A 22,640-nucleotide genomic window follows, 5' to 3' on the forward strand; every position below is an offset into this window, starting at 1 on the left:
ATATTTTTCTTTGGCAAATGTATCATCAACTAACCGATTATTTTTTAAAGGGCAATAATAAACTTTTTCTAAACTATCAATATAAAGCATTAAACTATGTACGGCATACCATGTATCCATCAAAACAGTATCAAATGGTAAAAGCTTATGCTATACAAGGTTTTTCAGCATATCTTTCACATGGTCTATCTTGGTTTTACCATCGACATCAGGATTAAAAATGCGGTAATCTATTACCCAAAATCTTTGAATAATAGGGTTGACATACACGCAACTAACTACACCAATACCTTTGAGGACACCATGCTCATTACCACTATATTGTCTCCTAACTATTTCTATTTCTTCAGAATATCTTTTATCTAAAACGCTATCATCAAATATTATGTAACCATTGGTATCAGGCTCAACCACCTCTTTCACGTTATCCCATAGTAACCGAGGTGTTAACTTTTCTCTTTTCAAATAATAGTTAATTGCATCATGGCTAATATTCTCTAAATGCTCTGCCAAATTGGTCATCGTATAATTAATTTGACTACTTAATAAGTATTGGCAGTAATTAAGTTTAGTAAATCTCATTACCGTAAGCAACATTTATCTCATACAACCTCTACCTATCTTCTCATGAATATTTCCTGCTTTGCTTCCAATACACCGACTTTTATTACGAATACAAGGATTTCGGAATCAAATGTAAATAATACCTATGTACTATCAATTAGCGATCGCTCTGTGCCAGTTGCGTAAGTCCTGTCCTGATTAGTTTAAATTCTTCCGCGTTGTTAGGCTTAAATCTATCTCGTAAAATTGAACCTGAATTACAAGAAAATAGTGATGCTGATTTTTCTAATCATCAACAATGGAATCATGAATCCGGATGGAAAAATACTTTAAATAATTTGCATCTCATTGCCCAACCACTATTACTATTTTGGTTGATTTATCCCTGGATACATATTTTCCCCAATTCTAATTTATTGCTGGGATTCAATCAATTAATTAGTGCAATGAATCAATTTAAACCCTATTATGCTTCTGGATAATTTCACTTAGTTACTACTTGCTTATCCCGGAAAGTGACAGAAGCTGTTTAGTGGCGATCGCCCCTTATGGATGTAAAGAAAGCTTGCGATTTCTTAGGAGAGGGATATACGTCAGTTGATAGCTAATACGATACAAACTTGCTACTTGAGCAGCAGTAGGCATTTTAGTTAATGACGGCAAAATTCCGAATTACGAATTAGTAATTAGTCAAACACCTACTTCTAATAATAAAGCTTCCATCGCTTCCCAAGAAAGTCCCTGTTGAATATAACGGGGTGCTTCAGGATTATAAGGACTGGCTACTCGATCAATATTAAGGATGTTTGCCCCATCTGGTAGAACTGGTACATCTGCATCAAATGCCGTTGGACGCATCAAAGAACTAGAAAAGCCTTTGAAAATCGCAATTGTATCTTCCTCATCGGCAATTTCCACCGTTAAAATTAAGACTTCTTGGGGGCGTTTAGCAGTGTATTGTTCCAGTCGCTTACCAATGGAATTCATTTTTTTAAAATATAGAGGTATGGTGGTGCAGCGATAGTTACTGTGGTGTGGCTGAACGTCCCTGCTTGCCCAGCTTAATCAGAACAAAATAGCTTAAGTAAACCACATAAATTATTAAACTAGTTATACCAAGAAAACCTAAGAACTCAGCTTTGCTATTAGCATGGAAATATTCTTTGAATAATAACGGAACCTCGAACCAGACGCGACAATAGGCAGTCTTCATCACATTGGCAGAAAAAGCACAACCCAAAAATGGAATAAAGGCTAGTGTACCCAAAATACAATAAACGGTTGTAGCCCAGCGCCAAGAGGTAAAAATAAATTTCAAAGCGCCAGTGGTTTGATACTCAATTTCATCGTTGATATCTACCCAGAACCACAACGAAATTGGGATCAAAATCTGAGCCATCATTCCAGAGAGAAAGCTGACTGGATATTGGGCAATCATTAAGTAAATTGTGATTGCCACCAGACTTGATACTCGCCAGTATATAGTCAATAAGCGTTGTACACCTTCCACTTTTTGTACAAATGCCCAAATTAGAAGAATTAGTGGAATGATTACCAGGAATAATACTGCTAGTCGGTAATCAATCCAGACGAAAGGGCGAAACCAAATATCATAGTCCATAGTTTTTCTCAAGCGATAAATAAAAAATTTCTAACTCAGAGCAAGTATCCATAACTGACAAAACTGTAAGCTATTAGCTAGCTAGTAGTCCATCTATATTACAAACAGTTTAATCAAAGCACAAAATCTAGCCTTAAGGCCGCGCTTTAACTTCTGTGTGCAAGCAAGTGACTACCCAACTTATACTATTTTTCACGTAATTTATCCTATAAACACGTTTGTAGGGGCATACAGATGTACGCCCCTACAGCCAATTCACGCGTTGCAAAGATTTTTGGAAAAGGTATTACATGGTAAATTTTTTAATTTACTTCCCTAAATCTTTCTATTTGGCAAAAAAAAACAAGCAACTCAAAGATTCTCAACTTAGATTTTGCACTTACCTAATAGTAGCGTCAGGGAGCTTGTTAAAAACCCACCCAGCAGCTATACACTTGATACTCGCCCAGAAAACCCCAATTTTGGATGTAAAGGTTGTTTTTAAGATAAAAATTCTCAAAGTTTAACCTTGATACATGCGTAATTCCACACATTTCACCAATTTTTTCCCCATTGGAGAAAATTATGAAAGGGGAAGAGTACGGTTTTAGCCGGAAGTAGCGTAAAAGTGCGAAATTTCAGTAAGTAAATCCTGTTGCTTGGTGAAAAACAAGCAAAAAATTCACTTGTTTGAATTTTTAGTCGTCATAAACACGGCATTCAATTGCATCTGGGTTGTCATCACAATACTGTTCTAGAGAATTTTTTGGCTTGCTTTGGCGCTTGTGGGAAGCTTCGGCTTGCAATTCTTCTACTGCATCCCAAGCAGCAGCACATTCTGGTGAGTTGCTACCGCTAACGTCACAAACAGTACGGGCTTGTTCTACTTCTTCTTGGATTTTGTCTTGGATATCGCTCTTTGCTGTTTCTTGGATGTTGGTCATTGCTTTAGTCTCGTTGTGTGTTGTTAATACTAGTATAGAAAAACTTCAGAAATGGCAGATTTTAGCTTGATTACTAACCATTCTAACCACTCAGCTATTAAGTTAGTACTTTAGCCTATTGATTTATAACCAATACAGTAGACTGCCGCATCTATAATGCATTCATCTTTATTTTTTAAGATTTTGTGGAATCAGTACCATAGATAAACAATCATACAATATATTTAGATGCATCTATTAAAGAATGACAACCTCAGCTTCTTAGCATGGAGGAGACAGGCTGGCACTAATTCTTGTAGGATGCAATTCTTCCCAAAATAAAAGATCAAAACCTAGTAGCCTAAAAAGAGAAAGAAGCTCAAAACTCATGGCAGACCAAATGCAGTGGGCAAACGCCCTATCAACCCGTCATTCTTTAGAAGCCGCCGTTACAGATGTGGTGGAACGAGCTGTCTCGTCGTTAACAGCACCTGCGGATCTAGGACTGGTATTCATTTCGTCTGCTTTTGCGAGTGAGTATTCCCGATTGTTACCCCTGTTAGCTGAAAAACTTGCTGTACCAGTGCTAATTGGCTGTAGTGGTGGAGGTGTAATTGGGACGGCAGTTAATGGAGAAACCCAAGAACTGGAAGCTGAACCAGCTATTAGCTTGACTTTAGCACATCTTCCAGGGGTGAAGGTTCAAGTTTTTCATGTTGTTGCCGAAGAATTACCTGACTTAGATAGTTCTCCAGATGCTTGGGTTGATTTGATTGGTGTACCACCATCACCGACACCCCAGTTCATATTGCTGTCTAGTTCTTTCGCTTCTGGAATCAACGATTTGTTGCAGGGATTAGATTTTGCTTATCCAGGATCGGTGATAGTGGGAGGACAGGCTAGCGGTGGAGGTATGGGTGGCCGTGTTGCTCTTTTTTGTAATGAGACTGATGGCGAGGAATGCCAAAGCCTGTATCGTGAGGGTACTATCGGTATAGCTTTAACTGGCAATATTGTTTTGGAAACGATTGTTGCTCAAGGATGCCGACCGATTGGCAAACCATTGCAAGTTACAAAAGCCGATCGCAATATTATCTTAGAGTTAGATGAACAAGTGCCGCTAGTGGTGTTGCGAGATTTGATTGCCAGTCTCAGCGAACACGAACGAACTTTAGCACAGCACTCTCTGTTTGTTGGCGTGGCGATGGATGAGTTTAAGCTAGCTTTGCAACAGGGAGACTTTTTAATTCGTGGTATTCTTGGGGTTGATCCAGCAGCTGGGGCGATCGCAATTGGCGATCGTGTTCGTCCTGGTCAAAGGCTGCAATTCCATCTCCGCGATGCCCAAGCCTCGGCTGAAGACCTAGAATTACTCCTCCAAAGTTATCAAACCCAACGCGAATCTGAACCCTCTGCCGTAGCTGCCTTAATGTTTGCTTGTCTGGGACGAGGCGAAGGACTTTATGGTAAACCCAATTTCGATTCTGAACTATTTCGCCGCTACGTCGGCGATATTCCTGTAGGCGGTTTTTTCTGTGGTGGTGAAATTGGCCCTGTTGGTGGCAGAACATTTTTACACGCTTATACTTCCGCATTTGGAATTTGTCGCCAAAATCAATTATGAGTTATGACTCTGGCAATTTTGGATTTTGAATTTTAGATTTTAGATTAACCCCATACCCCATATTTTTAGTAAGGTAGCATAGCTGTGCTACCCTACTAAGTTTACAAATAATTTTGGAAATACTTTAGTCTTTACCTGTCTTTCTATATAGCAATCCTAAATCATTCGTGAACAACGAGATCCCCGACTTCTCTAAGAAGTCGGGGATCTGAGTCTTGTGATTTTCACAAATCAAATAGGATTGCTATATTTGCAGGTATATATCAAGATAAACGTTTTGAATAGTTATATTTATAGACAGTTATATTTCTGGTATAGACAAGTTTAAATATTAATTTATACCTTGTTTTTTCTAACAAAAAGTTTCATGATTGATTCAGAAAGCACTTAGTTATCGGAGAACTAATAATGCAAATATACTTCATTATTCTTTCTGGATATTAGCCAAAGATATCTGATATTGATCTGAATTTTATTAATGTTGGAGTTTAAATAATCCAATGCTAGAAGGATGGATTCAAATTGCATTAACGCTACTAATTGTAGTAGCGATCGCTCCATTTTTGGGGCGGTATATGGCTCGTGTATACCTAGATCAAAGTACTTTTCTCGACCCAATTTTGAATCCGATTGAGCGAGTACTTTACGCTTTAGTTGGTGTTAAAGCCAAAGAAAATATGACGGGCTGGCAGTATGGGCGGGCAATTCTATATAGCAACGTAGCAATGGCGTTGCTGATTTTCTTGATAATCATGAATCAAGGATGGTTGCCCCTCAATCCCACGGGGATAAATGCCCCAACTTGGGACACAGCGCTGCATACTACTATTTCTTTTATTACTAATACCAACCAGCAACACTATTCTGGTGAAACCTACATGAGCTATGGCAGCCAAATGTGGGGACTTGGCTATCATATGTTTACCTCTGCTGCGACTGGTTTGGCGGTAGGCATTGCTTTTATTCGAGGATTGACTGGGAGATCGTTAGGCAATTTTTATGTAGACCTAATTCGCTCGATTACCAGAATTTTGCTGCCTATTTGTGTTGTGGGTGGCATTGCCTTGATGGCGGCTGGTGTTCCAGAAACATTGGGGGGTGCGGTTGTATTCCCTACTTTGGAAAATCCGAATGTTAGTCAAGCGATCGCTCGTGGCCCTGTTGCTCACTATGAAATTATCAAAGAATTAGGGGAAAACGGCGGCGGCTTTTTCGCCATCAACTCGGCACACCCCTTTGAAAATCCCAACGGATTTTCTAACTTAATTCAAATTGTGGCGATGCTTTCGATTCCCACTTCCCTAATCTACACTTATGGGTTGTTTGCGAATAACACTAAGCAAGCTTGGTTAGTCTATGGCATGGTTGGTGTACTGTATGTAATATTTATCATCGTCACTGCCATTGGTGAATACAACGGTAATCCGGCTGTGAATGCACTGCTGGGTAGTCAGCAACCAAATTTAGAGGGAAAAGAAGTCCGGTTTGGTTGGGCACAATCTGCATTATTTGCCGTAAGTACAACTGGTACTATGTGCGGCGCAGTCAATAGTTTACACGACTCCTTCATGCCTAACGGCGGTTTTATCACCCTTTCTAATATGTTCTTGCAAATTATTTGGGGTGGACAAGGTACTGGAACTGCTTATTTGTTTGCTTACCTGATTCTGGCTGTGTTCGCTACAGGGTTGATGGTAGGACGCACACCAGAATTTTTGGGACGCAAGATTGAGAAACGCGAGGTTGTGCTTGCTAGTTTCTTGCTTTTGCTGGTTCACCCGATCGCAATTATGATTCCCGCAGGTATCACCTTGGCGTTTCCCGATCAACTAGCAGGAATTAGCAATCCCGGCTTTCACGGTTTTGCTCAAGTCATCTATGAATACGCCTCAGCTACTGCTAACAACGGTTCTGGCTTTGAAGGTTTAGGTGATTCACAACCGTCTCCTTTGGCGATGTCTGCGACGGATGCAAAAACCACTGCAACTGCTTTGTGGTGGAACTTGAGTACCTGTTTTAGTTTAATTGCTGGACGCTATATTCCAATTCTGGGTTTGCTGTTTTTAGCAGATAGTATGTCTCGTAAGCAAGCTGTTCCTTACACAACTGGTACATTGCGAACCGATACCGGACTATTTATAGGCGTTACCGCAGGCGTGATTTTAATTCTGGGCGCACTTACATTTTTCCCCGTGCTGGCATTAGGCCCCATCGGTGAAGCCTTTTTTATTGCCAAAGGTATTGGTTAGGGAGTGGGGAGTAGGGGAGAGTTAGCCCGCATTTCTCACTCTTCTCAAGGCGTTTGATGGAGCAGAAGAGAAGTAATGAGTAATGAGTAAAAACCTAGAACGGCAAAACTAACTGGAGAGGTGAGACTAAAGGCTTAATTACGTATGCGTCTTAGAAAATATCAAACGAGTTTACTATGTATGCTTCCAACCTACCTCTAGCAAGTTTTACCGCTCTAGGTAAAAACTTCTTACTTCTTACTCATTACTTATTACTTCTCCCCGGCACTTGCACAGGCTTTAAGAGGTATGGTGAGAAATCCGGGTTAGAACACCATTCATCGACCTCGGAACACCGTTCATCGAGTTCGGAACACCATTTACCGACCTCGGAACACCATTCATCGACCTCAGAACACCATTTACCGACTTCGGAACACCATTCATCGACCTCGGAACACCATTCATCGACCTCGGAACACCATTCATTGACCTCGGAACACCATTCATCCATCTGATCGTTCCATGTCCAATGCCCAATGTCTTATTCCCAAGATTTAATGTATGCCAATTACTACTGATTCTCCCTCCTCCCGTATTGGATCTGAAACTCGTGACTCGCGCAAACACACCTCAAAAGCCGATATGCGGGGACTTTACCAGAGGGCAATTCGTGAGTCATTTATTAAGCTCGATCCGCGAGTTACTGTCAGAAACCCAGTGATGTTTGTTGTTTGGGTCGGGACAATTGTCACCTTTCTTGTTACCCTTAACCCAAATTTGTTTGGCACAATTCAGGCAGATATCAACCAACAACGCTTGTTAAACGGGTTGATTACCTTTATTCTCTTTTTCACTCTCGTTTTTGCCAACTTCGCGGAAGCTGTAGCTGAAGGACGCGGTAAAGCACAAGCTGATTCACTGCGATCGACGCGATCGGATACGATCGCTAACAAAATCCTCCCTGATGGTTCGATACAACAAGTCAATTCTACGGAACTGCGGCGGGGCGATTTGGTAAAAGTGATTGCAAATAATATGATTCCCGCCGATGGGGATGTAATTAAAGGCATCGGCTCGGTGGATGAGTCTGCAATCACTGGAGAATCTGCCCCGGTATTGAAGCAACCAGGTACAGATATTGCCAGTTCAGTCACAGGAGGTACACGCCTACTATCTGATGAGTTGACAATTCGCATTAGTGCCGATCCTGGGCAAGGCTTTATCGATCGCATGATTTCCCTGGTAGAAGGTGCAGAACGTAGCAAGACTCCCAACGAGATTGCTTTGACGGTATTGTTGGCAGTGCTAACGCAGGTATTCTTGATTGTGGTGGCAACTATGCCTCCATTTGTTGGCTACATCGCCAGCTTTATCAGCACTGCTTTTGGTGTTGAGGCGGGGAACAGTTTGCGGGCGGGTGCTAGCGTTGCTATTCTAATCTCGCTACTGGTAGCTTTGATTCCCACAACTATTGGTGGTTTGCTCAGTGCGATCGGCATTGCAGGGATGGATAGAGTTGCTCAATTCAACGTCATTGCTACCTCTGGTCGAGCCGTAGAAGCTTGCGGCGACATCAATACCTTGGTGCTGGATAAGACAGGCACGATCACCTTGGGGAACCGGATGGCTGATCAGTTTATTCCTCTGGATAATCACTCAATTAAAGATGTGGCGCAAGTCTCCCTGGCTGCTAGCTTGTTTGATGATACGCCAGAAGGCAAGTCAATTGTGATATTGGCAGAAAAGTCTCAGGCTGCGGTAGATTTCAATATGGACAAAGCCGAAGGTGTGGAATTTTCCGCGAAAACCCGGATGAGTGGCACGAATCTACCCGATGGCAAACAAATTCGCAAAGGTGCGGTGGATGCAATTAAGGGATTTGTCCGTTCTCGTGGTGGTAACGTTCCTGATGATATAGATGCAGCTTATGAGCGAGTTTCCCGGTTAGGCGGTACACCTTTAGCTGTTTGCCAAGATGACAAAATTTATGGTGTCATCTACCTCAAAGATATTGTGAAACCTGGTCTGCGGGAACGATTTGACCAACTCCGCCGCATGGGTGTTAAGACGATCATGCTCACTGGTGATAACCGGATTACCGCTTCGGTAATTGCTGAAGAAGCTGGGGTAGATGATTTCATTGCCGAAGCGACTCCAGAAGACAAAATTGAGGTGATTCGCTCCGAACAATCTCAGGGGAAACTGGTGGCGATGACTGGGGATGGTACTAACGATGCCCCTGCTTTGGCTCAGGCAAATGTGGGTGTAGCAATGAACTCTGGAACGCAAGCTGCCAAAGAAGCTGCTAACATGGTGGACTTAGATTCTGATCCCACAAAGCTAATTGACCTAGTAACCATAGGTAAACAGTTGTTAATTACTCGTGGAGCCTTGACAACATTCTCCATTGCTAACGATATTGCCAAGTATTTTGCGATCATTCCGACTATCTTTGCGGCGGCTGGCATCGGCGCACTTAATATTATGGGATTAAAGAGTGCCCAGTCTGCGATCGTCTCGGCGCTGATTTACAATGCTTTGATTATTCCGGCATTAATTCCGCTAGCACTCAAAGGAGTAAAGTTTTTACCTTTAACAGCAGATCAACTGCTACGTCGCAACATCTTGATCTTTGGTCTTGGTGGTATTGTTGCTCCCTTTATTGCTATCAAACTGATAGATATTATTTTACCTTTGTCTTAATTTACTATGAAACCTGTTCAGATCCGACGCACAATTGCTACATCCCAAGTATTAGAAGAAATAACTGATATCTGGTGTGAATGGCGTAGACAAAAGCTGCCACTGTATTTGTTTCTGGCGATGTGTTTCAACCTAGTGGTTGCACCTGTAGTCTATGCGGCTACTGGCGAACAACTTTCCCGCAGTCAATCTTGGGGATTGGGATTGTTAGGAATGGTGACGCTAGGGCTTTGCATCTATTTATTTTTTGTAATGTTTGTACCGGAGAAATTCTAATGAGTTTTGCACGTGAAGCTAGCAGGGCTATTCGTTCTACCTTGGTACTCTGGGTTATTGGGGCGATTATTTATCCTTTTGGGATGATTGCCATTGGGCAGATTGCGTTTCCCTTTCAAGCAAATGGTAGTCTACTGACAAGTAACAACGGTCAAGTTGTCGGTTCTGCTTTGATTGGTCAACCCTTTATTAGCGATCGCTATTTTAACAGTCGTCCCAGTACCACCGGCTACAGCACAGCCGACCCAAAAAATGATGACGCGGGAGTTTTGAAAACCGGGGTTTCTGGCGCTAGTAACTTGGCTCCCAGTAATCCCGCATTACTGGAACGCATCAAAGGTAAAGATGATCCAGACCCCAGCAAGAAAATTGAAGGTGACTTCAATCGTTTGAAAACCGCAGGTGTGCAGCCGACTGGTGATTTAGTCTACACCTCTGGTTCCAGCCTTGATCCTCACATTACTCCCGAAGCTGCGATCGCGCAAGTTGCACGAGTAGCTAAGGCGCGGGGAGTTCAGCCAAACCAACTCGAAACTTTAATTGCTCAAAATACTGATGGTCGTTTTCTCGGCATCTTTGGCGAACCTGGAGTTAATGTATTGAAGCTAAATTTAGCCCTCGATCGGGTTAATAAATAAAGGTATGGCAAATAGTAGAGACGAGTAGTTTTGCAACTCTACTGTTCAGATCAGAATTATCATCTAAGACTCAAATACCCAATTTATTAAATAAGTTGGGTATTTGATTTTTAATAAACTATTAAATAAGCCTATATCTCTAAATATATGCTTATTTCAAATAATCTAATCTATTTTATATACCTGTAAAATATATCTATAAAAAAATATTTTTTTATATAAAAAACTGCATAATATTAATAGAATTAAAAAGTTTTTTATGCTTAAAAATAACAAAACTTTAGAGCCAAGCTTGTTTGGTGTTTTAATCCAAGCTAATAGCGTTTACTGCGGCATTCATTTAACTGAAATTCAGTTGCCCAATCAATGCGCTTTTCTAGGAATTTTAAGACATAACCAAGTCCTTTCACTAACAGATAATCCTACTATTTTCGCTGGTGACTACATTTTAGCTATAACAACCCATCCGATGATGATTCCTGCTCTAAAAGTCACTCTTAAGAAAGTTCATTCTGTTTACTATTCCCTTAACAGTTGCTTGTTAGAAGCTCGACCAATTCCAAAAACCGAGATAGAAACCAAGCAAAGCAGTAGTTCTCATTATTCCCTTAAGACGTTTAATTTCGATTAACTTTACTGAACCTGAGTCTGACTAACTAAAGATTTTTAATATGACTACTTCGGGGCTTTTTCAAGTTTATATATCCGCCCAAAAAAGTGTTCATCAGTCTACCCTGATTGAACCAAACCTGGCAAATACAACACAAAATTACACCAAACCCCAGGGCGGAGATATTCCTTTTGTAGCAGTGCTTTTGGCTCACATCTCCTTCATGATTGTTTGGGGAACCGTCCTTTATCTCGTTTCATCTGTCTGCAAAGCACTAGAAGATCCTTCAGGAAATGCAGTGCAAGATAAAGACAATACAGTAAGCATCAAATATTTACAGCAACATCCCTGTAAAAACTGCCATTTTTTTCATAAAAACTCTTATCTAAAGTGTGCAGTAAATCCTGATATTGCTCTAACTAAAGAAGCGATTAATTGTTCTGACTATAGTCCTAAATAGTTAAGAAATAAAAAAATAAAAGTTTTCATTTGAAAAACCTGGGAAAGTTTTATGAAACGAAAAGAAACTGTATTTGTTATTCCAACTCATCGATTGAGAGATGTAGCACAGACAATCGAAAAGTATGATGATAATTTCAGGGCAAATGGTCATGCTCTAAAAATTATCATCTTTGATGATTCCAGCAAGGTAAAATCTAGAAATGGTGTCAAATCTAGCGAAATTCTCGTATAGCTGTAAGCTTTGTTAGGTTGCATTATCTTGCGACGATCGCCATTAAGCAGACTGTGCTTCTGTGAAAAGTAGCAGAGTTCTTATCCAACGCAAAGGAACAGCCTACAGATCAGCCTCCTGCCAGTGACAAGCGATATTTTTGCTGCAATTCCAAGCTAAGAATACAGACAATCAACCACACTAAACCTACGGCATAACCGGCTGTCACATCAGTCAGCCAATGTACTCCCAGATAAAGCCGACTAAAACCGATCGCAGCAATTAAAACAATAGTTAAGGCATAAATCCGCAAGCGCCATTCAGGAAACTGCTTTGCCAGAATATAGCCGATAAAACCGTAAATCACTATTGAAACCATCGCATGGCCACTAGGAAAACTGTGTTGGCCCACATTAATAATATGCTTCCACAGCGCTGGACGCGCTCTACCAAAGAATAGTTTCATCAAACAATTTAGCAAGGTTGCACCGACTCCAGCGATGCCCAAGATAGTTGCTTGCCGGCGACGATTATAAAATAATGGACTAATCGCCAGCCCCAAAGAAGATATCAGCATTACTAGCGGATCGCCCATAAAAGTGATACCAACCATGATGCGATCGCGCAGTGGTGTATGCAACCTCTGGATCAAGAGCAAAATGGGTTCGTCAAGATTATATGCGTACAAAAGCCCGGTGGCGCACGCAAGGGCACCAACAGCCCCCAATACGGGAATTATTTGACTACCTGTTTGGGCTGCGGCAGATAATTTTGGAACCTTGACTAATTGCCTTTGTCCGCCAGAGCCAAGCGATTTACTGACTTTTTTCCGATAATCTAAGAGGATGTTTTGGATGAGAAGTGCGATCGCATTTAAACTGTTGTCTGGATGAAAAATAACAAGGACATTCCCTGTGTAACTATTAGCACGAGCTTCCGAGATTATTTTCTCCTCTAATAATCTCGATTCAAGATATTTTTTCAGAGCTTCCGAATGATAAAGCCCATTTACCTTATATCTAACTCTCCCTTTGACAGCAGTATGTATTGCTTGAACCCAATGGGTTTGATTAAGAAGTTGATGAGAGTGAAGATTACCCATTTTTTATTGATAATAAAATACTAGAACTGAAGACTATAAAAGAGACTTTCATGAGTTATGGGATATCCCAGTTCTTTCATGGCTCCTTACTCTTAACCAACAGTAATTTTAATGTTTGCTGGATTACACAAGATCAGCTTCCCTGGCAGATTTCAGCTTCAAAGACTGGGAGTTTACCCCGCCATTGCCGCGCAAACGCCATCGCTTGTTAGGTAAGATAAACATAGTGGCAGATTTTAGTCTTTTAATTATGCTTCTTGAGGTGGAAAGTATCCGTTCCCAAACATCTGTCCTGAACCTTCGATATACAATGACATTACGCGCTTGGTTTATCTTACGTGTGCTATCAATTAGGTTGATTAGAGCGTCAAAAATACTCCCCACAATTGATTTTGCCCTTACCTCTTTTGGCACAACTACATCTTGAGCAGTTTGAATCAGCTTGACCAGATGCTGACACATTTTATTATCTGAAATTACACCCACTTTATAAGTAATAACGATGGATGCAGCTTTTGGATTAGCACGCACATTTTTAACTCTAGGATCTGATTCTATCGCTAATTGGAGTTGATTAGCATACTCAGGATCTCTTGCTAACAGAGGAATACGAAAACGAATCCGCCCAGGAATTGTATGGACAATGCTATAGGATATCTTTTGAGATGGTGCTCTTTTATTATCTACGCTTTTAGCTGCCTTTTTTGGTGGTAAACGCAGATTAAAGCTAGCACCTTTGTCAGAGTTAGACTGTTTTATAGAAGTCATAGGACTATTTTTTAATTTCAAAAAACAAAAAATTTAACCAGGTTGATAAACTTATCTAATTCATACTAAATGAGAGCGTTTTATTGAACGGCATTGACTTTACTTTAGTGATATCTATTTTTCTGAATTTAAATATCTATCTCAGTAGTGAATCTAACTGTCGCTGTTATCAAATAGATTAAGTTTATTTAACACTGCACTTTGCTAATCATCAAGAAGGTAAAGGGCAGTTAGTAATATATGCAGTGATTCAGCGCCATAGTTAATCAAAGCTGCTAAATCCGAAATTTTGCTTCGTCTTTAAATCCTTGTTCAGTCTTGCTTCTACCTTTGTGATACATCCTCTCTTCCCTATTCTCTGAAATTATTATCATTTTCATTTACAGGTATTTCAATACATAGACTTATTGACATGCAAGGGGTTTAATGTATTACGGTTGAGTTACGATCCTCTCAAGTAGGTAGTAAGATCAAGGGTATGTATGAATTTACTGCATTGCCCTGATTTCATCCAAGCCTTGCTTATTTATTTTATTTTATTTTGTTTTTAGGTATGTGTTTATGCAGCAAGGGTTAAGGTTACTAATTCAACTAGTACTAGAGTTTGCACCTGTTATTGCGGAGCTAGTACAAAAGAGAAATCAAGGCAATTTAGCTCTGAGTAAATATGAACCGATTGAAGCAATTCCCACAATACTCAAAGTTCTAAATCCTGCAAATCAAAAAAGTAGTTATATTGAAGACTTTGAACAAGAAAGAATTTTTCAACAACAATTAGTAGCTGACAATCATGAAACACGATTAAGAATAGCCGCCCAAGAGCGAGAAACAGTCCTCAAGTTGCCAGAAGTCAATAAAATCTTCGATAGCTGGCCCTTAAGATTATACCCTTCACAAATTTTAGATCACAGAAATTATGGGCGTACTCCACTTAAAATTTTTATCGCTCCTCCTCAAGTGCATTTTGACAAATTTAACGATAATAGCGATAAAACAATTTCTCAAATTGAGTTAATGTTGGCTGAAGGATTACGAGATTTTCTTAACAAGCATTACTCTCTACACAGTCAAGTTAGACCAACAGAGTTATTAGCAGGAGCCTGGGATAGTAAGCGGTTTCACAGTGAATCAAGTATTAAAGCTCTGTTTGGAATGTTGAAAACAGAGCCAATTTTAATTTTAGAGTCAGAAAATGATGGAGATTATTTAAATTTTCGGATTGCCTATTGGGGTTTGGGGCAAGGTAATTATTATTATAAAACAATAGCTCGTTTACCTTATCGAGAAATTTTGGAAGAGTCTGCTAAGAAGCGGGCATTAGAATGGAAAAAAATTAGAGACGAACTGGTGGACTTAGGAGAAAATTTAGAGGTAATTAATCAGATTGGAAAAGAAAATGTTGCTAATCTGGCAATTTTAGAACAGGCAGAAAAATGGGATGAGAAAGGAATTGATATTAGTAAGTTATCTTTACAATATCAAGTCAATCGTCAGGATTTCGAAAAACTTGGTCAGGTTTTGATTAGCTATCACTGTTTGGTTGCGGGTTGGGTAGCAGATGCTTACCATCTGCTCGATTATGGTGTACCTCCGCTACTACCAGAGTTACTGCCGAGTTTGCTTGAAGATACTTTTGATTTGCAATCAGTACAAGTTATCGCTTCCGGTTATAAACAAGTTTACCAAGCTCTAGAAAATGAGCGTTGTCACTGGATTCCAGAATTGGCTTTGCAATTAGCTCAGAACTTATGCCATTTAAGCGATGCCTACGACGGTAAACTACGCTCTTGGGCAAACGAACAGCTTGATTATTCTGTGAATACATGGTTACAACAACGCCAAATATCACTACAGGATTCTACTAACCCGCTTCAGGCAATGCAATCAGCCGTCAGTGTCAAAGATGAGGAATATGTCAAAAAGTTAAGAGAATATTTTGTCGCGGTGGGTGATAGTCAAAGTATTGCTGATGTTGAGTCAATTTTGAATCACATCGCCAATCTCAAACACCAAGTAACACTACAACATATCGTTCTTAGCCATACCCTAACTGGACATTCAAAAAAAGTGACATCTGTTGTTATTAGTCCTGATTCTGAGAGTTTGGTTAGCGGGTGTGCAGATAAAAGCATCAAAGTATGGAATCTTAAGACTGGTAAACTTATCCGCATCCTCACAGAAGATTTAGGCGAAATTTCCTCTGTGGCGATTAGTCCTGATGGGCATTATCTCGCCGTTGGTAGTTGCCAACACCCCAGAAGTAATGTCAAAGTATGGAATCTTAATTCTGATAAACTCCTCCACACTCTATTAGGGCATCAAAAACCGGTTAATTGCGTTGCCATCAGTCCTGATGGACAAATTCTTGCTAGTGGCAGTAATAAAATCAAAATTTGGAATTTGCGTCAGGGCGATGCCTACGGCGGGCTATGCCAACGCATTTCTACCCTTTGGCATTCATCCGCAGTTAATGCTGCCGCTATCAGCCCTGATGGTACAATCCTCGCTAGTGCTAGTTCTGACAACAAAATTAGGCTGTGGAATCCACGCACGGGAGATCCATTACGCACCCTCAACGGACATTCAGGTGAGGTGAAATCAGTAATCATCAGTCCTGATGGCGAAATTCTCTTTAGTGGTAGCGCAGACAAAACTATCAAAATTTGGCATTTGGCTACAGCTAAAGTGCTACACACCTTGGCTGGACATTCAGAAGAGATAAGATCCTTAGCTATTAGTCCTGACGGAAAAATTCTTTTTAGTGGTAGCGCAGACAAAACTATCAAAATTTGGCATTTGCAAACGGGAGAGTTAGTGCAAACTATTACAGAACACTCAGGGGCAGTAAACTCTATTGCTATGAGCAAGGATGGTCAATTTCTTGCTAGTGGGAGTTCTGATAAAACTATCAAGATTTGGCAGATCAATTAAGCTTTTTAGTTACTCGTTCGCTGATTGTTTTTGGCTATTTCCGTGCAACTTAATAAAGCTATCAAAAGCATACCATGCTAGAACATACCAGGGAATAACTTCTAACTGTAACCCTTTGTTAAATAATTGCCGTACCGAAAGACTAGCTAATCCCACAGGGAAAAGAATCCGCAGATCAAAAGCACCACCTGTTGACTGTTTTACGCGCTGGTTTAAGTCAACAACCGCAGATGATACTCCTGCTGCTGCCTCGGTGTTACCCTCGGAAATATCGGCAAAAATTATTCCTAAATCTTTAAGTGTTGCTAGCACGTTTTCTAGACTGCCATCTTTCCCATCGTGATTAATCACAATACTGCCATGATGGACATTTGTCTTAACTCGATTAATGTGACTATTTGCTGACAAAGCATTGGCGATGCTTTGCATCTTCTCTGGTTGACGATGGGAATGGGCTACTCTCAACCGCAATCTTCCAGGGGTTGAACTTACAACTTTTGAAGATATGGGTTTTGGTGGTATTTTGAAAGTGGGGTTGTCTAGAATCTCTGGCATTTTATTGTAAGTGCTATGACCATTTGTCAACATGCAACCACCTTTTTTACTTGTGTGATAGTGGATTTTTTGTTCTGGGTTTGTTATCTACAGGAATGAGTGAAAAATCGATGGAAAATGAACCGCAGAGGACGCAGAGGACGCAGAGGAATAAGAGGAGCGAGAGAGTTTTTACGCTATCTTGCACTAGGAACTTCCAAAACATAAATTATATTATGTTCGCTTGATTACTTATTAAACCCGGAGAACCCCTCCCCGTCTACCTACGGTATACACAGAAGTCTGAAATAGCTGATTAACCAAGTTTTTACCCCACCCTAACCCTCCCCTTGGAAAGGGGAGGGAACTGGATTTCTTGTTTCCCACCTTTCTAAGGGGGGATTAAGGGGGGTAATTCGACTTGTGTGTACACCGTAGCACCGCCTGCGGGGAGGGGTTGGGGGTGGGGTTCTTTTATTTTGGTAATTGGAAGTCGCCTATGGCGAAGAATTTAACTTGCTAATGGGCAGATGAAATTACACACCATTATCGGCGACATTATCGCCATTGGTGGCAGACGCTTCAAACGCGGGAGTTTCTTTCTCATCAGCGAGTTCTGCCCTGGCTTCGGCTACCATGTCTTCCCAGGTTTCGCCCATTTCTGCAATGGTTCCTTTGCTTCTTTCATAAAGACCAATTCCGCCTTTGATGACTGATTTGACTAAGGGTTTACCAACTCCAGCAGCAATGGGCAGTAAAACAGGTGCTAAGAGGACTGCACCAATTCCGGCTATAATACCGGGAGCGCCTGCATCTTCAACAAAATCACTAATTTTAGGGGCCATTTTCAATTTTCTCCTATTAATTAATAAACCTCGGAAAGCTTTTTAAGATACTCTTGTCGGCATAGTTGGATCATCTTACCGATGGTAGAGCTTTATGTTGACGACTTTTAAGAATCGGACGCAAACCGTTGACTCCAGCAACTACGGTTGAGCCATTGTTGACTACTGTTGCAGCTAAGGGGTTAAGACCAAAGAAAACGGCGATCGCCATTGCTACTAAGTTAGGAACAGCAACAAGTCCTGTGTTTTGCCGAATCAATTGCTTGGCTTGACGAGCGATCGCGATCGCTTCTAATAAACCATGCAAGTCATTCTGCATCAACACTAAGTCTGCTGTTTCGCGGGCTATCTCAGAACCGTTGGCAAAGGATACGGAAACATCGGCGTAGGCTAAAGCTGGCGAATCGTTGATTCCATCGCCGACAAATGCAACCGTCTTACCTTGTTCGTGTAGTTGGCGGACAACTGTTGCCTTTTGTTCTGGAAAAGCTTCTGCGTGAGTATGCGCTGGTAAAATACCAAGTTCAGCAGCGACAGATGTAGCAGTTCGCTGATTATCGCCGGTTAGCATGTGAATTTCTACACCTTCGACTGTCGAAAGTGCTGTGATGACTTCCCGGCTTTCGGGACGCAGAAGGTCACTATATTTAATAATACCTTGAAGTTGCCCGTTGCTGGCTACATAAATCGCTGAATTTGGAGATTTTTGGTGGCGATTTAACGCTTCCATGTTAACGCCACTGGTACGCAAAAAGCGATCGCTCCCAACATAAACTGTCTCTCCATCAATCTGAGCTTTTACACCCAAACCTAGTTGATAATCCCACTTGCTACGCGGCAAAATTTCTACTTGCTCCGCTTGGGCATAGCGAACAATTGCCTCTGCTACTGGATGAGTTAAACGCTGTTCGGCGGCGGCGGCCAATTCCAACACCCGTAATCTTGATGTTGCTGGATTGAGACTTTCCACACTGACAACATCAACTTCTCCCTTAGTCAGTGTCCCCGTCTTATCAAAAACTATGGTATCAACTTCCGCTAGTTGTTCTAGTGCCCGTCCGCTACGGATGAGAATACCTCGCCGTGCAGCATAAGTTAATGCTGCTAAAACTGATGTGGGGACGGAGACTCGAATCCCTGTAGCAAAGTCTAGAGTTAAAACGCTGGCTGCTCGTGAAGGGTTACGAGTTGCGGCAAATACTGCCCCACCAAGTAGCAAAGTTGGCACAACCGCTTTTTGAGCGAATTTTATGGCATAGTTCTCCATGCGCGTATCGTGGACAGGCGCTTCTTGCATTAACTTAATGCTTTGCCCGGCACGGGTATCATTGCCTATCCATTCTGCAACAATATAAATTCGTCCTTCTCGTACCAGCGTTGAGGCAAAAACTGGTTGTCCTTTTTTCTTCAGCACCGGCATCGACTCGCCAGTTAGTTTCTGCTCATCTAGCAGCGCTTTACCTCGCAAAATGCTACCATCAACCGGCACTTGTTCGCCGGGGTAAACAATCACTGTATCCCCACGCAGCACATCTTGAATGGGAATTTGTACCTTTTCACCATTGCGTTCCACCCAGACAAATTGCCCCAGAGAACTAAGTAAATCTAGAGTTTGTTTAGCAGAAGAACGAGCCGTGCGATCGCGGATATTTTCGCCCACTTCAATTAAACCCAGCATCAGCGATGGTGTAAGAAATTGACCTTGGAAGGTAGTAATAGCGATCGCCATAAAATCCAAAAAGTCAATATTCAATTTTCGCTCTACCCTAATACCTTCCCAGGCTCGTTGGACGACGGGTAGGGTGGCGATAGCGATGGGAAGCACCACTATCAAAGGTGGGATCGCTAATCCTAACGGCCCCCCCAACACTGCTAAAGCAGTAGCAACAGCAGATAGTTGCAAACCTGGCCAAGATGCCTCTTTTTCGGTTTCCGATAACGATGTAGAGTTTTTCAGCACCACTACTTCACTTGCAGCCTGAATCAAATCGTGAAGGTGCGATCGCATCTTCGCATCAGAAACTTTATTAGATTTATAAGTAACTGCAACTGACATTGCCGCAGGCTTGACACGGACATTCTTCACCAGCGCATCTGCTGTTAACAATACTTCCAGACGCTTGGCATAATCTGCATCACAGCGTAGGCGAGGTAGGCGAAACCGCAGTCTTCCTGGAATTGTATGAACAATGCTGTAGGTAACGTTGGGAAACTGTTCTTGAGAATGTCCATTAGTGTCAATTAAAGAAACTTTTCCATTCCCTTCCAACACAGTGAATTGAGATTTGGGAGGTGATGGTAGTTCCAGCGCTACTTTTGCCATTACTTTTCTTTGTTCCAAATATTGTTACACTTCAATGAAAATTAGACTCTTTGCTAAGGTAAAGAGAGCAAATCAGCCACCAATCCGGCGAGATTGATTAGCTATAAATTTGCTTATTTGTAATTTGCTGAATTCGTTAGCTAACTTATTGCTGTGGCGGAATCATTGGCAGATTGAATTAAATTGATTAGATGAGATATTGGTGTTGACAAAAAGCTTTGCACTCGCTTCTGAGAATTCCGCATCATTCCAGTTTTATAGGTAATGACAACTGATTTCGCAGCGCTATTAACTCGCTCACTTGTAACTGTAGAATCTGATTTGAGTAATGTCTCTAACCGTTGGACATATTTTGGATCGCAAGCAATTCGAGGCACACGAAACCGCACCCTTCCGGGAATTGCATGAGCAATGCTATAAGCTACTTTTGCAGGCTTTTTTGCTTGTTGAATTACAGAATCAGTCGAGGATACCAAATTGCTTTGAGTCTTAGAGACTGACGCATCCGCAGAGGATAAAGAGAATGTTGCTGATTTCTGCTTTTCTGCTGGGATTTTTGGCTTTCTATCCTGTTTATCTTCTGTTTTTACCGCATCTGAGTATGGTTTGAATTGGTTTGCATTTGCTGGTAACACTTCTGGATTACCAGCCAACTGAATCAAATTAGCTAAGTGCGATCGCATATCAACATCTGACATTACATCAGATTTATAGGTAATGGCAATTGACCCTACCATAGTATTATTAACTTGCTGATTGATTACCGAAGGCTCATTGGCAAGCAAGGCGAGAAGACGTTGCACATATTTTGGATCTTCGCTAATCTGAGGGATGCAAAACGCTACTTGTCCGGGAAATGCACAAATAATGCTATATGCTACCCTTGAAGGCGGCGTTACTGGGCAATTAGTCTCGTCTGTGACTGTTTGCTCTTGTTTTTTGTCTAAATTTGCTGCCGTTTCTAAATTTAAACCAGTCATAATTGCCCTCCAGCATTCCGCAATTTGAAACTGTATATTTAAGTTCGCAAGGGTAAGTTCGCCATCATACCTAATGACAAAGACATCGCAGGCGATTTTAGGCTACTCCACAGACTGGATAACTGGGGAGTTGTTTGGTTTGCCGTTGTTGTGTCTGCCACTTCAGCAGTCTGACTAACAGGAGTAGGATCGTTTGCCGTTGTTGTGTCTGCCACTTCAGCAGTCTGACTAACAGGAGTAGGATCGTTTACCGTTGTTGTGTCTGCCACTTCAGCAGTCTGACTAACTTCTTGTAGAGGTTGGTTAGCCTTTGTGATTGGCAGTGTTGGTGGGTTTGTCTCTAATGCCAATTCCATCAGATTCACCCAATGAGATAATGGAATTTCACGAGACTGATAAGCGATCGCGATCGATGCCGCATCGAAATTCATTCGCACACTTATAACTTCAGCATCCGTTTTCACTATTCTCTCAAGCCGCCGCGCATAAGCTCGATCTTGGGCAATTTTTGGCACATTCAACCGAATCCGTCTACCGATTGCATGAACCACGCTGTAGTCAATCTTTGCAGGTGCTGCCACCTCGCTAGCCTTCTCAAGATTATTTGTTAATTTTTCTTGTTGGATGGTAGATTTACGCTCCTCTTGTGGTTTGTCGGATTCAGATATGTTGCTTTTTATTGCAGAACTGGTGTAATCACCCTCGCTTTTTTCTGATATCGGAACTTGAGAGCCAAGATAACCAATTACACTACGGGTTGCATCTGCCGCAACCATGTAAACTGGAATCGATACCCAGCCATGAATTCCCAATCCTCCTGTTACCGCCAAGCCTGCCATCATCGGAATTAAGGAAACACCCTGCTCTTTCCAAAATGAAGGCGATTTCCAAAGTGCAAAGGGATCGGTCTTGCTAGGTGAAGCAGACGAAGCTTGTGGCTGTTGGATATTAAGATCGGGTTTTAGGGCCAAAATTTGTGGTAATGACAGCTTATCTTCATCAAAATTAACCACTAAACTGCCCGTTTGCTCATTCACGGTAACTTCCCTCACTCCTTCTAAGGAGCGTAAATCTTTGGCTATGCTGTCTAGCATCGAATTAAGACTACCGTTAGTAGTACGGAGTCGCACGCGCCCGGTAGTTAGATGAACTATTTGCAAGCCATCAGAAGGCTGTAACTGCGTTGACTGTGCCATTTTAGTGTTAGTTTGATTGACTTCTTTAGTTTGTTGTTTAGAGATTAAATTGGAAGATATGGCGGTTCCCATTCAGATGCGGTACAAGATCATATTGCAAGGTGTAGGGGCACAGCATT

General features: G+C 41.4%; 19 protein-coding genes and 2 pseudogenes. 10 read left to right on the plus strand and 11 right to left on the minus strand.

All coding sequences use genetic code 11. The annotated features are described in order from the left end of the window. Nucleotides 1–582: pseudogene (locus tag VB732_RS27860) on the minus strand (transposase); the annotation flags it as partial. Between the two features lie 176 nt (nt 583–758). Between VB732_RS27860 and VB732_RS27865 the strand changes: the two are divergent. After that, a pseudogene (locus VB732_RS27865) lies at nt 759–1,046 on the plus strand (IS701 family transposase); the annotation flags it as partial. Nucleotides 1,047–1,254: 208 nt separating this feature from the next. Here the strand turns inward: VB732_RS27865 and VB732_RS27870 are convergent. The 3 genes from VB732_RS27870 to VB732_RS27880 all read right to left on the minus strand — a co-directional run bounded on the left by VB732_RS27870 (nt 1,255) and on the right by VB732_RS27880 (nt 3,108). Continuing rightward, a complete protein-coding gene (locus tag VB732_RS27870) occupies nt 1,255–1,551 on the minus strand; it encodes a hypothetical protein (protein WP_323234117.1) in 297 nt (98 codons plus the stop codon). A gap of 37 nt (nt 1,552–1,588) precedes the next feature. After that, nucleotides 1,589–2,185, minus strand: a complete 597-nt coding sequence (locus tag VB732_RS27875; RefSeq protein WP_323234118.1) for a DUF3177 family protein — start codon at nt 2,183–2,185, stop codon at nt 1,589–1,591. Nucleotides 2,186–2,862: 677 nt separating this feature from the next. Continuing rightward, nucleotides 2,863–3,108: a Calvin cycle protein CP12 gene (locus VB732_RS27880; protein WP_323234119.1), complete on the minus strand. Its 246-nt coding sequence runs from the start codon at nt 3,106–3,108 to the stop codon at nt 2,863–2,865. A gap of 367 nt (nt 3,109–3,475) precedes the next feature. Between VB732_RS27880 and VB732_RS27885 the strand changes: the two genes are divergently transcribed. From VB732_RS27885 to VB732_RS27920, 8 genes are all read left to right on the plus strand, one after another. Then, on the plus strand, nt 3,476–4,711 hold the full coding sequence (locus tag VB732_RS27885) for an FIST signal transduction protein (protein ID WP_323234120.1): 1,236 nt from the start codon (nt 3,476–3,478) through the stop codon (nt 4,709–4,711). A 500-nt stretch (nt 4,712–5,211) separates the two neighbouring features. Beyond that, entirely contained in the window at nt 5,212–6,960 is a 1,749-nt protein-coding gene (gene kdpA, locus VB732_RS27890; RefSeq protein WP_323234121.1) for a potassium-transporting ATPase subunit KdpA, read from the plus strand. A 543-nt stretch (nt 6,961–7,503) separates the two neighbouring features. Then, nucleotides 7,504–9,645 carry a potassium-transporting ATPase subunit KdpB gene (kdpB, locus tag VB732_RS27895; protein ID WP_323234122.1) on the plus strand — a complete coding sequence of 714 codons (2,142 nt, stop codon included), beginning with the start codon at nt 7,504–7,506 and terminating at the stop codon, nt 9,643–9,645. A 6-nt stretch (nt 9,646–9,651) separates the two neighbouring features. Then, entirely contained in the window at nt 9,652–9,921 is a 270-nt protein-coding gene (locus tag VB732_RS27900) for a potassium-transporting ATPase subunit F (protein WP_323234123.1), read from the plus strand. Continuing rightward, entirely contained in the window at nt 9,921–10,559 is a 639-nt protein-coding gene (kdpC, locus tag VB732_RS27905) for a K(+)-transporting ATPase subunit C (protein WP_323234124.1), read from the plus strand. The genes VB732_RS27900 and kdpC overlap by 1 nt, the downstream gene beginning before the upstream one ends. A gap of 259 nt (nt 10,560–10,818) precedes the next feature. Beyond that, a complete protein-coding gene (locus VB732_RS27910) occupies nt 10,819–11,190 on the plus strand; it encodes a TrkA C-terminal domain-containing protein (protein ID WP_323234125.1) in 372 nt (123 codons plus the stop codon). 40 nt (nt 11,191–11,230) lie between these two features. Beyond that, nucleotides 11,231–11,629, plus strand: coding sequence for a hypothetical protein (locus VB732_RS27915; RefSeq protein ID WP_323234126.1), 399 nt, complete (start codon nt 11,231–11,233; stop codon nt 11,627–11,629). Nucleotides 11,630–11,680: 51 nt separating this feature from the next. Then, nucleotides 11,681–11,863, plus strand: coding sequence for a hypothetical protein (locus VB732_RS27920; RefSeq protein ID WP_323234127.1), 183 nt, complete (start codon nt 11,681–11,683; stop codon nt 11,861–11,863). Between the two features lie 109 nt (nt 11,864–11,972). On the opposite strand, the gene VB732_RS27925 is transcribed toward VB732_RS27920, so the two are convergent. Next, nucleotides 11,973–12,944: a phosphatase PAP2 family protein gene (locus VB732_RS27925; protein WP_323234128.1), complete on the minus strand. Its 972-nt coding sequence runs from the start codon at nt 12,942–12,944 to the stop codon at nt 11,973–11,975. Nucleotides 12,945–13,067: 123 nt separating this feature from the next. Further along, nucleotides 13,068–13,733: an HMA2 domain-containing protein gene (locus VB732_RS27930; RefSeq protein WP_323234129.1), complete on the minus strand. Its 666-nt coding sequence runs from the start codon at nt 13,731–13,733 to the stop codon at nt 13,068–13,070. A 540-nt stretch (nt 13,734–14,273) separates the two neighbouring features. Between VB732_RS27930 and VB732_RS27935 the strand changes: the two genes are divergently transcribed. Continuing rightward, complete coding sequence (locus VB732_RS27935; protein WP_323234130.1) at nt 14,274–16,643, plus strand: WD40 repeat domain-containing protein; 2,370 nt, start codon at nt 14,274–14,276, stop codon at nt 16,641–16,643. A 9-nt stretch (nt 16,644–16,652) separates the two neighbouring features. Here the strand turns inward: VB732_RS27935 and VB732_RS27940 are convergent, their stop codons facing one another. From VB732_RS27940 to VB732_RS27960, 5 genes are all read right to left on the minus strand, one after another. Then, nucleotides 16,653–17,231, minus strand: a complete 579-nt coding sequence (locus tag VB732_RS27940) for an HMA2 domain-containing protein (RefSeq protein WP_323234131.1) — start codon at nt 17,229–17,231, stop codon at nt 16,653–16,655. Nucleotides 17,232–17,713: 482 nt separating this feature from the next. Continuing rightward, the gene (locus VB732_RS27945; RefSeq protein WP_323234132.1) at nt 17,714–18,022 is read right to left on the minus strand and encodes a DUF5132 domain-containing protein; all 309 of its coding nucleotides are present in this window, start codon (nt 18,020–18,022) and stop codon (nt 17,714–17,716) included. Nucleotides 18,023–18,092: 70 nt separating this feature from the next. After that, nucleotides 18,093–20,345: a heavy metal translocating P-type ATPase gene (locus VB732_RS27950; RefSeq protein ID WP_323234133.1), complete on the minus strand. Its 2,253-nt coding sequence runs from the start codon at nt 20,343–20,345 to the stop codon at nt 18,093–18,095. A 140-nt stretch (nt 20,346–20,485) separates the two neighbouring features. Beyond that, nucleotides 20,486–21,325 carry a hypothetical protein gene (locus VB732_RS27955; RefSeq protein WP_323234134.1) on the minus strand — a complete coding sequence of 280 codons (840 nt, stop codon included), beginning with the start codon at nt 21,323–21,325 and terminating at the stop codon, nt 20,486–20,488. Between the two features lie 38 nt (nt 21,326–21,363). Then, nucleotides 21,364–22,521, minus strand: coding sequence for an HMA2 domain-containing protein (locus VB732_RS27960; protein WP_323234135.1), 1,158 nt, complete (start codon nt 22,519–22,521; stop codon nt 21,364–21,366). Nucleotides 22,522–22,640: the final 119 nt, after the last annotated feature.

Origin of the sequence: Nostoc sp. UHCC 0252, assembly GCF_034931145.1 — a bacterium.
In the GTDB taxonomy this organism is placed as follows: Bacteria; Cyanobacteriota; Cyanobacteriia; order Cyanobacteriales; family Nostocaceae; genus Nostoc.

Bases quoted from the DNA above. Each gene is read 5' to 3' on its own strand.
- VB732_RS27870 (WP_323234117.1), bottom strand. From the start codon at position 1,551: ATGAATTCCATTGGTAAGCGACTGGAACAATACACTGCTAAACGCCCC.
- VB732_RS27875 (WP_323234118.1), bottom strand. From the start codon at position 2,185: ATGGACTATGATATTTGGTTTCGCCCTTTCGTCTGGATTGATTACCGA.
- VB732_RS27880 (WP_323234119.1), bottom strand. From the start codon at position 3,108: ATGACCAACATCCAAGAAACAGCAAAGAGCGATATCCAAGACAAAATC.
- VB732_RS27885 (WP_323234120.1), top strand. From the start codon at position 3,476: ATGGCAGACCAAATGCAGTGGGCAAACGCCCTATCAACCCGTCATTCT.
- kdpA (WP_323234121.1), top strand. From the start codon at position 5,212: ATGCTAGAAGGATGGATTCAAATTGCATTAACGCTACTAATTGTAGTA.
- kdpB (WP_323234122.1), top strand. From the start codon at position 7,504: ATGCCAATTACTACTGATTCTCCCTCCTCCCGTATTGGATCTGAAACT.
- VB732_RS27900 (WP_323234123.1), top strand. From the start codon at position 9,652: ATGAAACCTGTTCAGATCCGACGCACAATTGCTACATCCCAAGTATTA.
- kdpC (WP_323234124.1), top strand. From the start codon at position 9,921: ATGAGTTTTGCACGTGAAGCTAGCAGGGCTATTCGTTCTACCTTGGTA.
- VB732_RS27910 (WP_323234125.1), top strand. From the start codon at position 10,819: ATGCTTAAAAATAACAAAACTTTAGAGCCAAGCTTGTTTGGTGTTTTA.
- VB732_RS27915 (WP_323234126.1), top strand. From the start codon at position 11,231: ATGACTACTTCGGGGCTTTTTCAAGTTTATATATCCGCCCAAAAAAGT.
- VB732_RS27920 (WP_323234127.1), top strand. From the start codon at position 11,681: ATGAAACGAAAAGAAACTGTATTTGTTATTCCAACTCATCGATTGAGA.
- VB732_RS27925 (WP_323234128.1), bottom strand. From the start codon at position 12,944: ATGGGTAATCTTCACTCTCATCAACTTCTTAATCAAACCCATTGGGTT.
- VB732_RS27935 (WP_323234130.1), top strand. From the start codon at position 14,274: ATGCAGCAAGGGTTAAGGTTACTAATTCAACTAGTACTAGAGTTTGCA.
- VB732_RS27940 (WP_323234131.1), bottom strand. From the start codon at position 17,231: ATGTTGACAAATGGTCATAGCACTTACAATAAAATGCCAGAGATTCTA.
- VB732_RS27945 (WP_323234132.1), bottom strand. From the start codon at position 18,022: ATGGCCCCTAAAATTAGTGATTTTGTTGAAGATGCAGGCGCTCCCGGT.
- VB732_RS27950 (WP_323234133.1), bottom strand. From the start codon at position 20,345: ATGGCAAAAGTAGCGCTGGAACTACCATCACCTCCCAAATCTCAATTC.
- VB732_RS27955 (WP_323234134.1), bottom strand. From the start codon at position 21,325: ATGACTGGTTTAAATTTAGAAACGGCAGCAAATTTAGACAAAAAACAA.
- VB732_RS27960 (WP_323234135.1), bottom strand. From the start codon at position 22,521: ATGGCACAGTCAACGCAGTTACAGCCTTCTGATGGCTTGCAAATAGTT.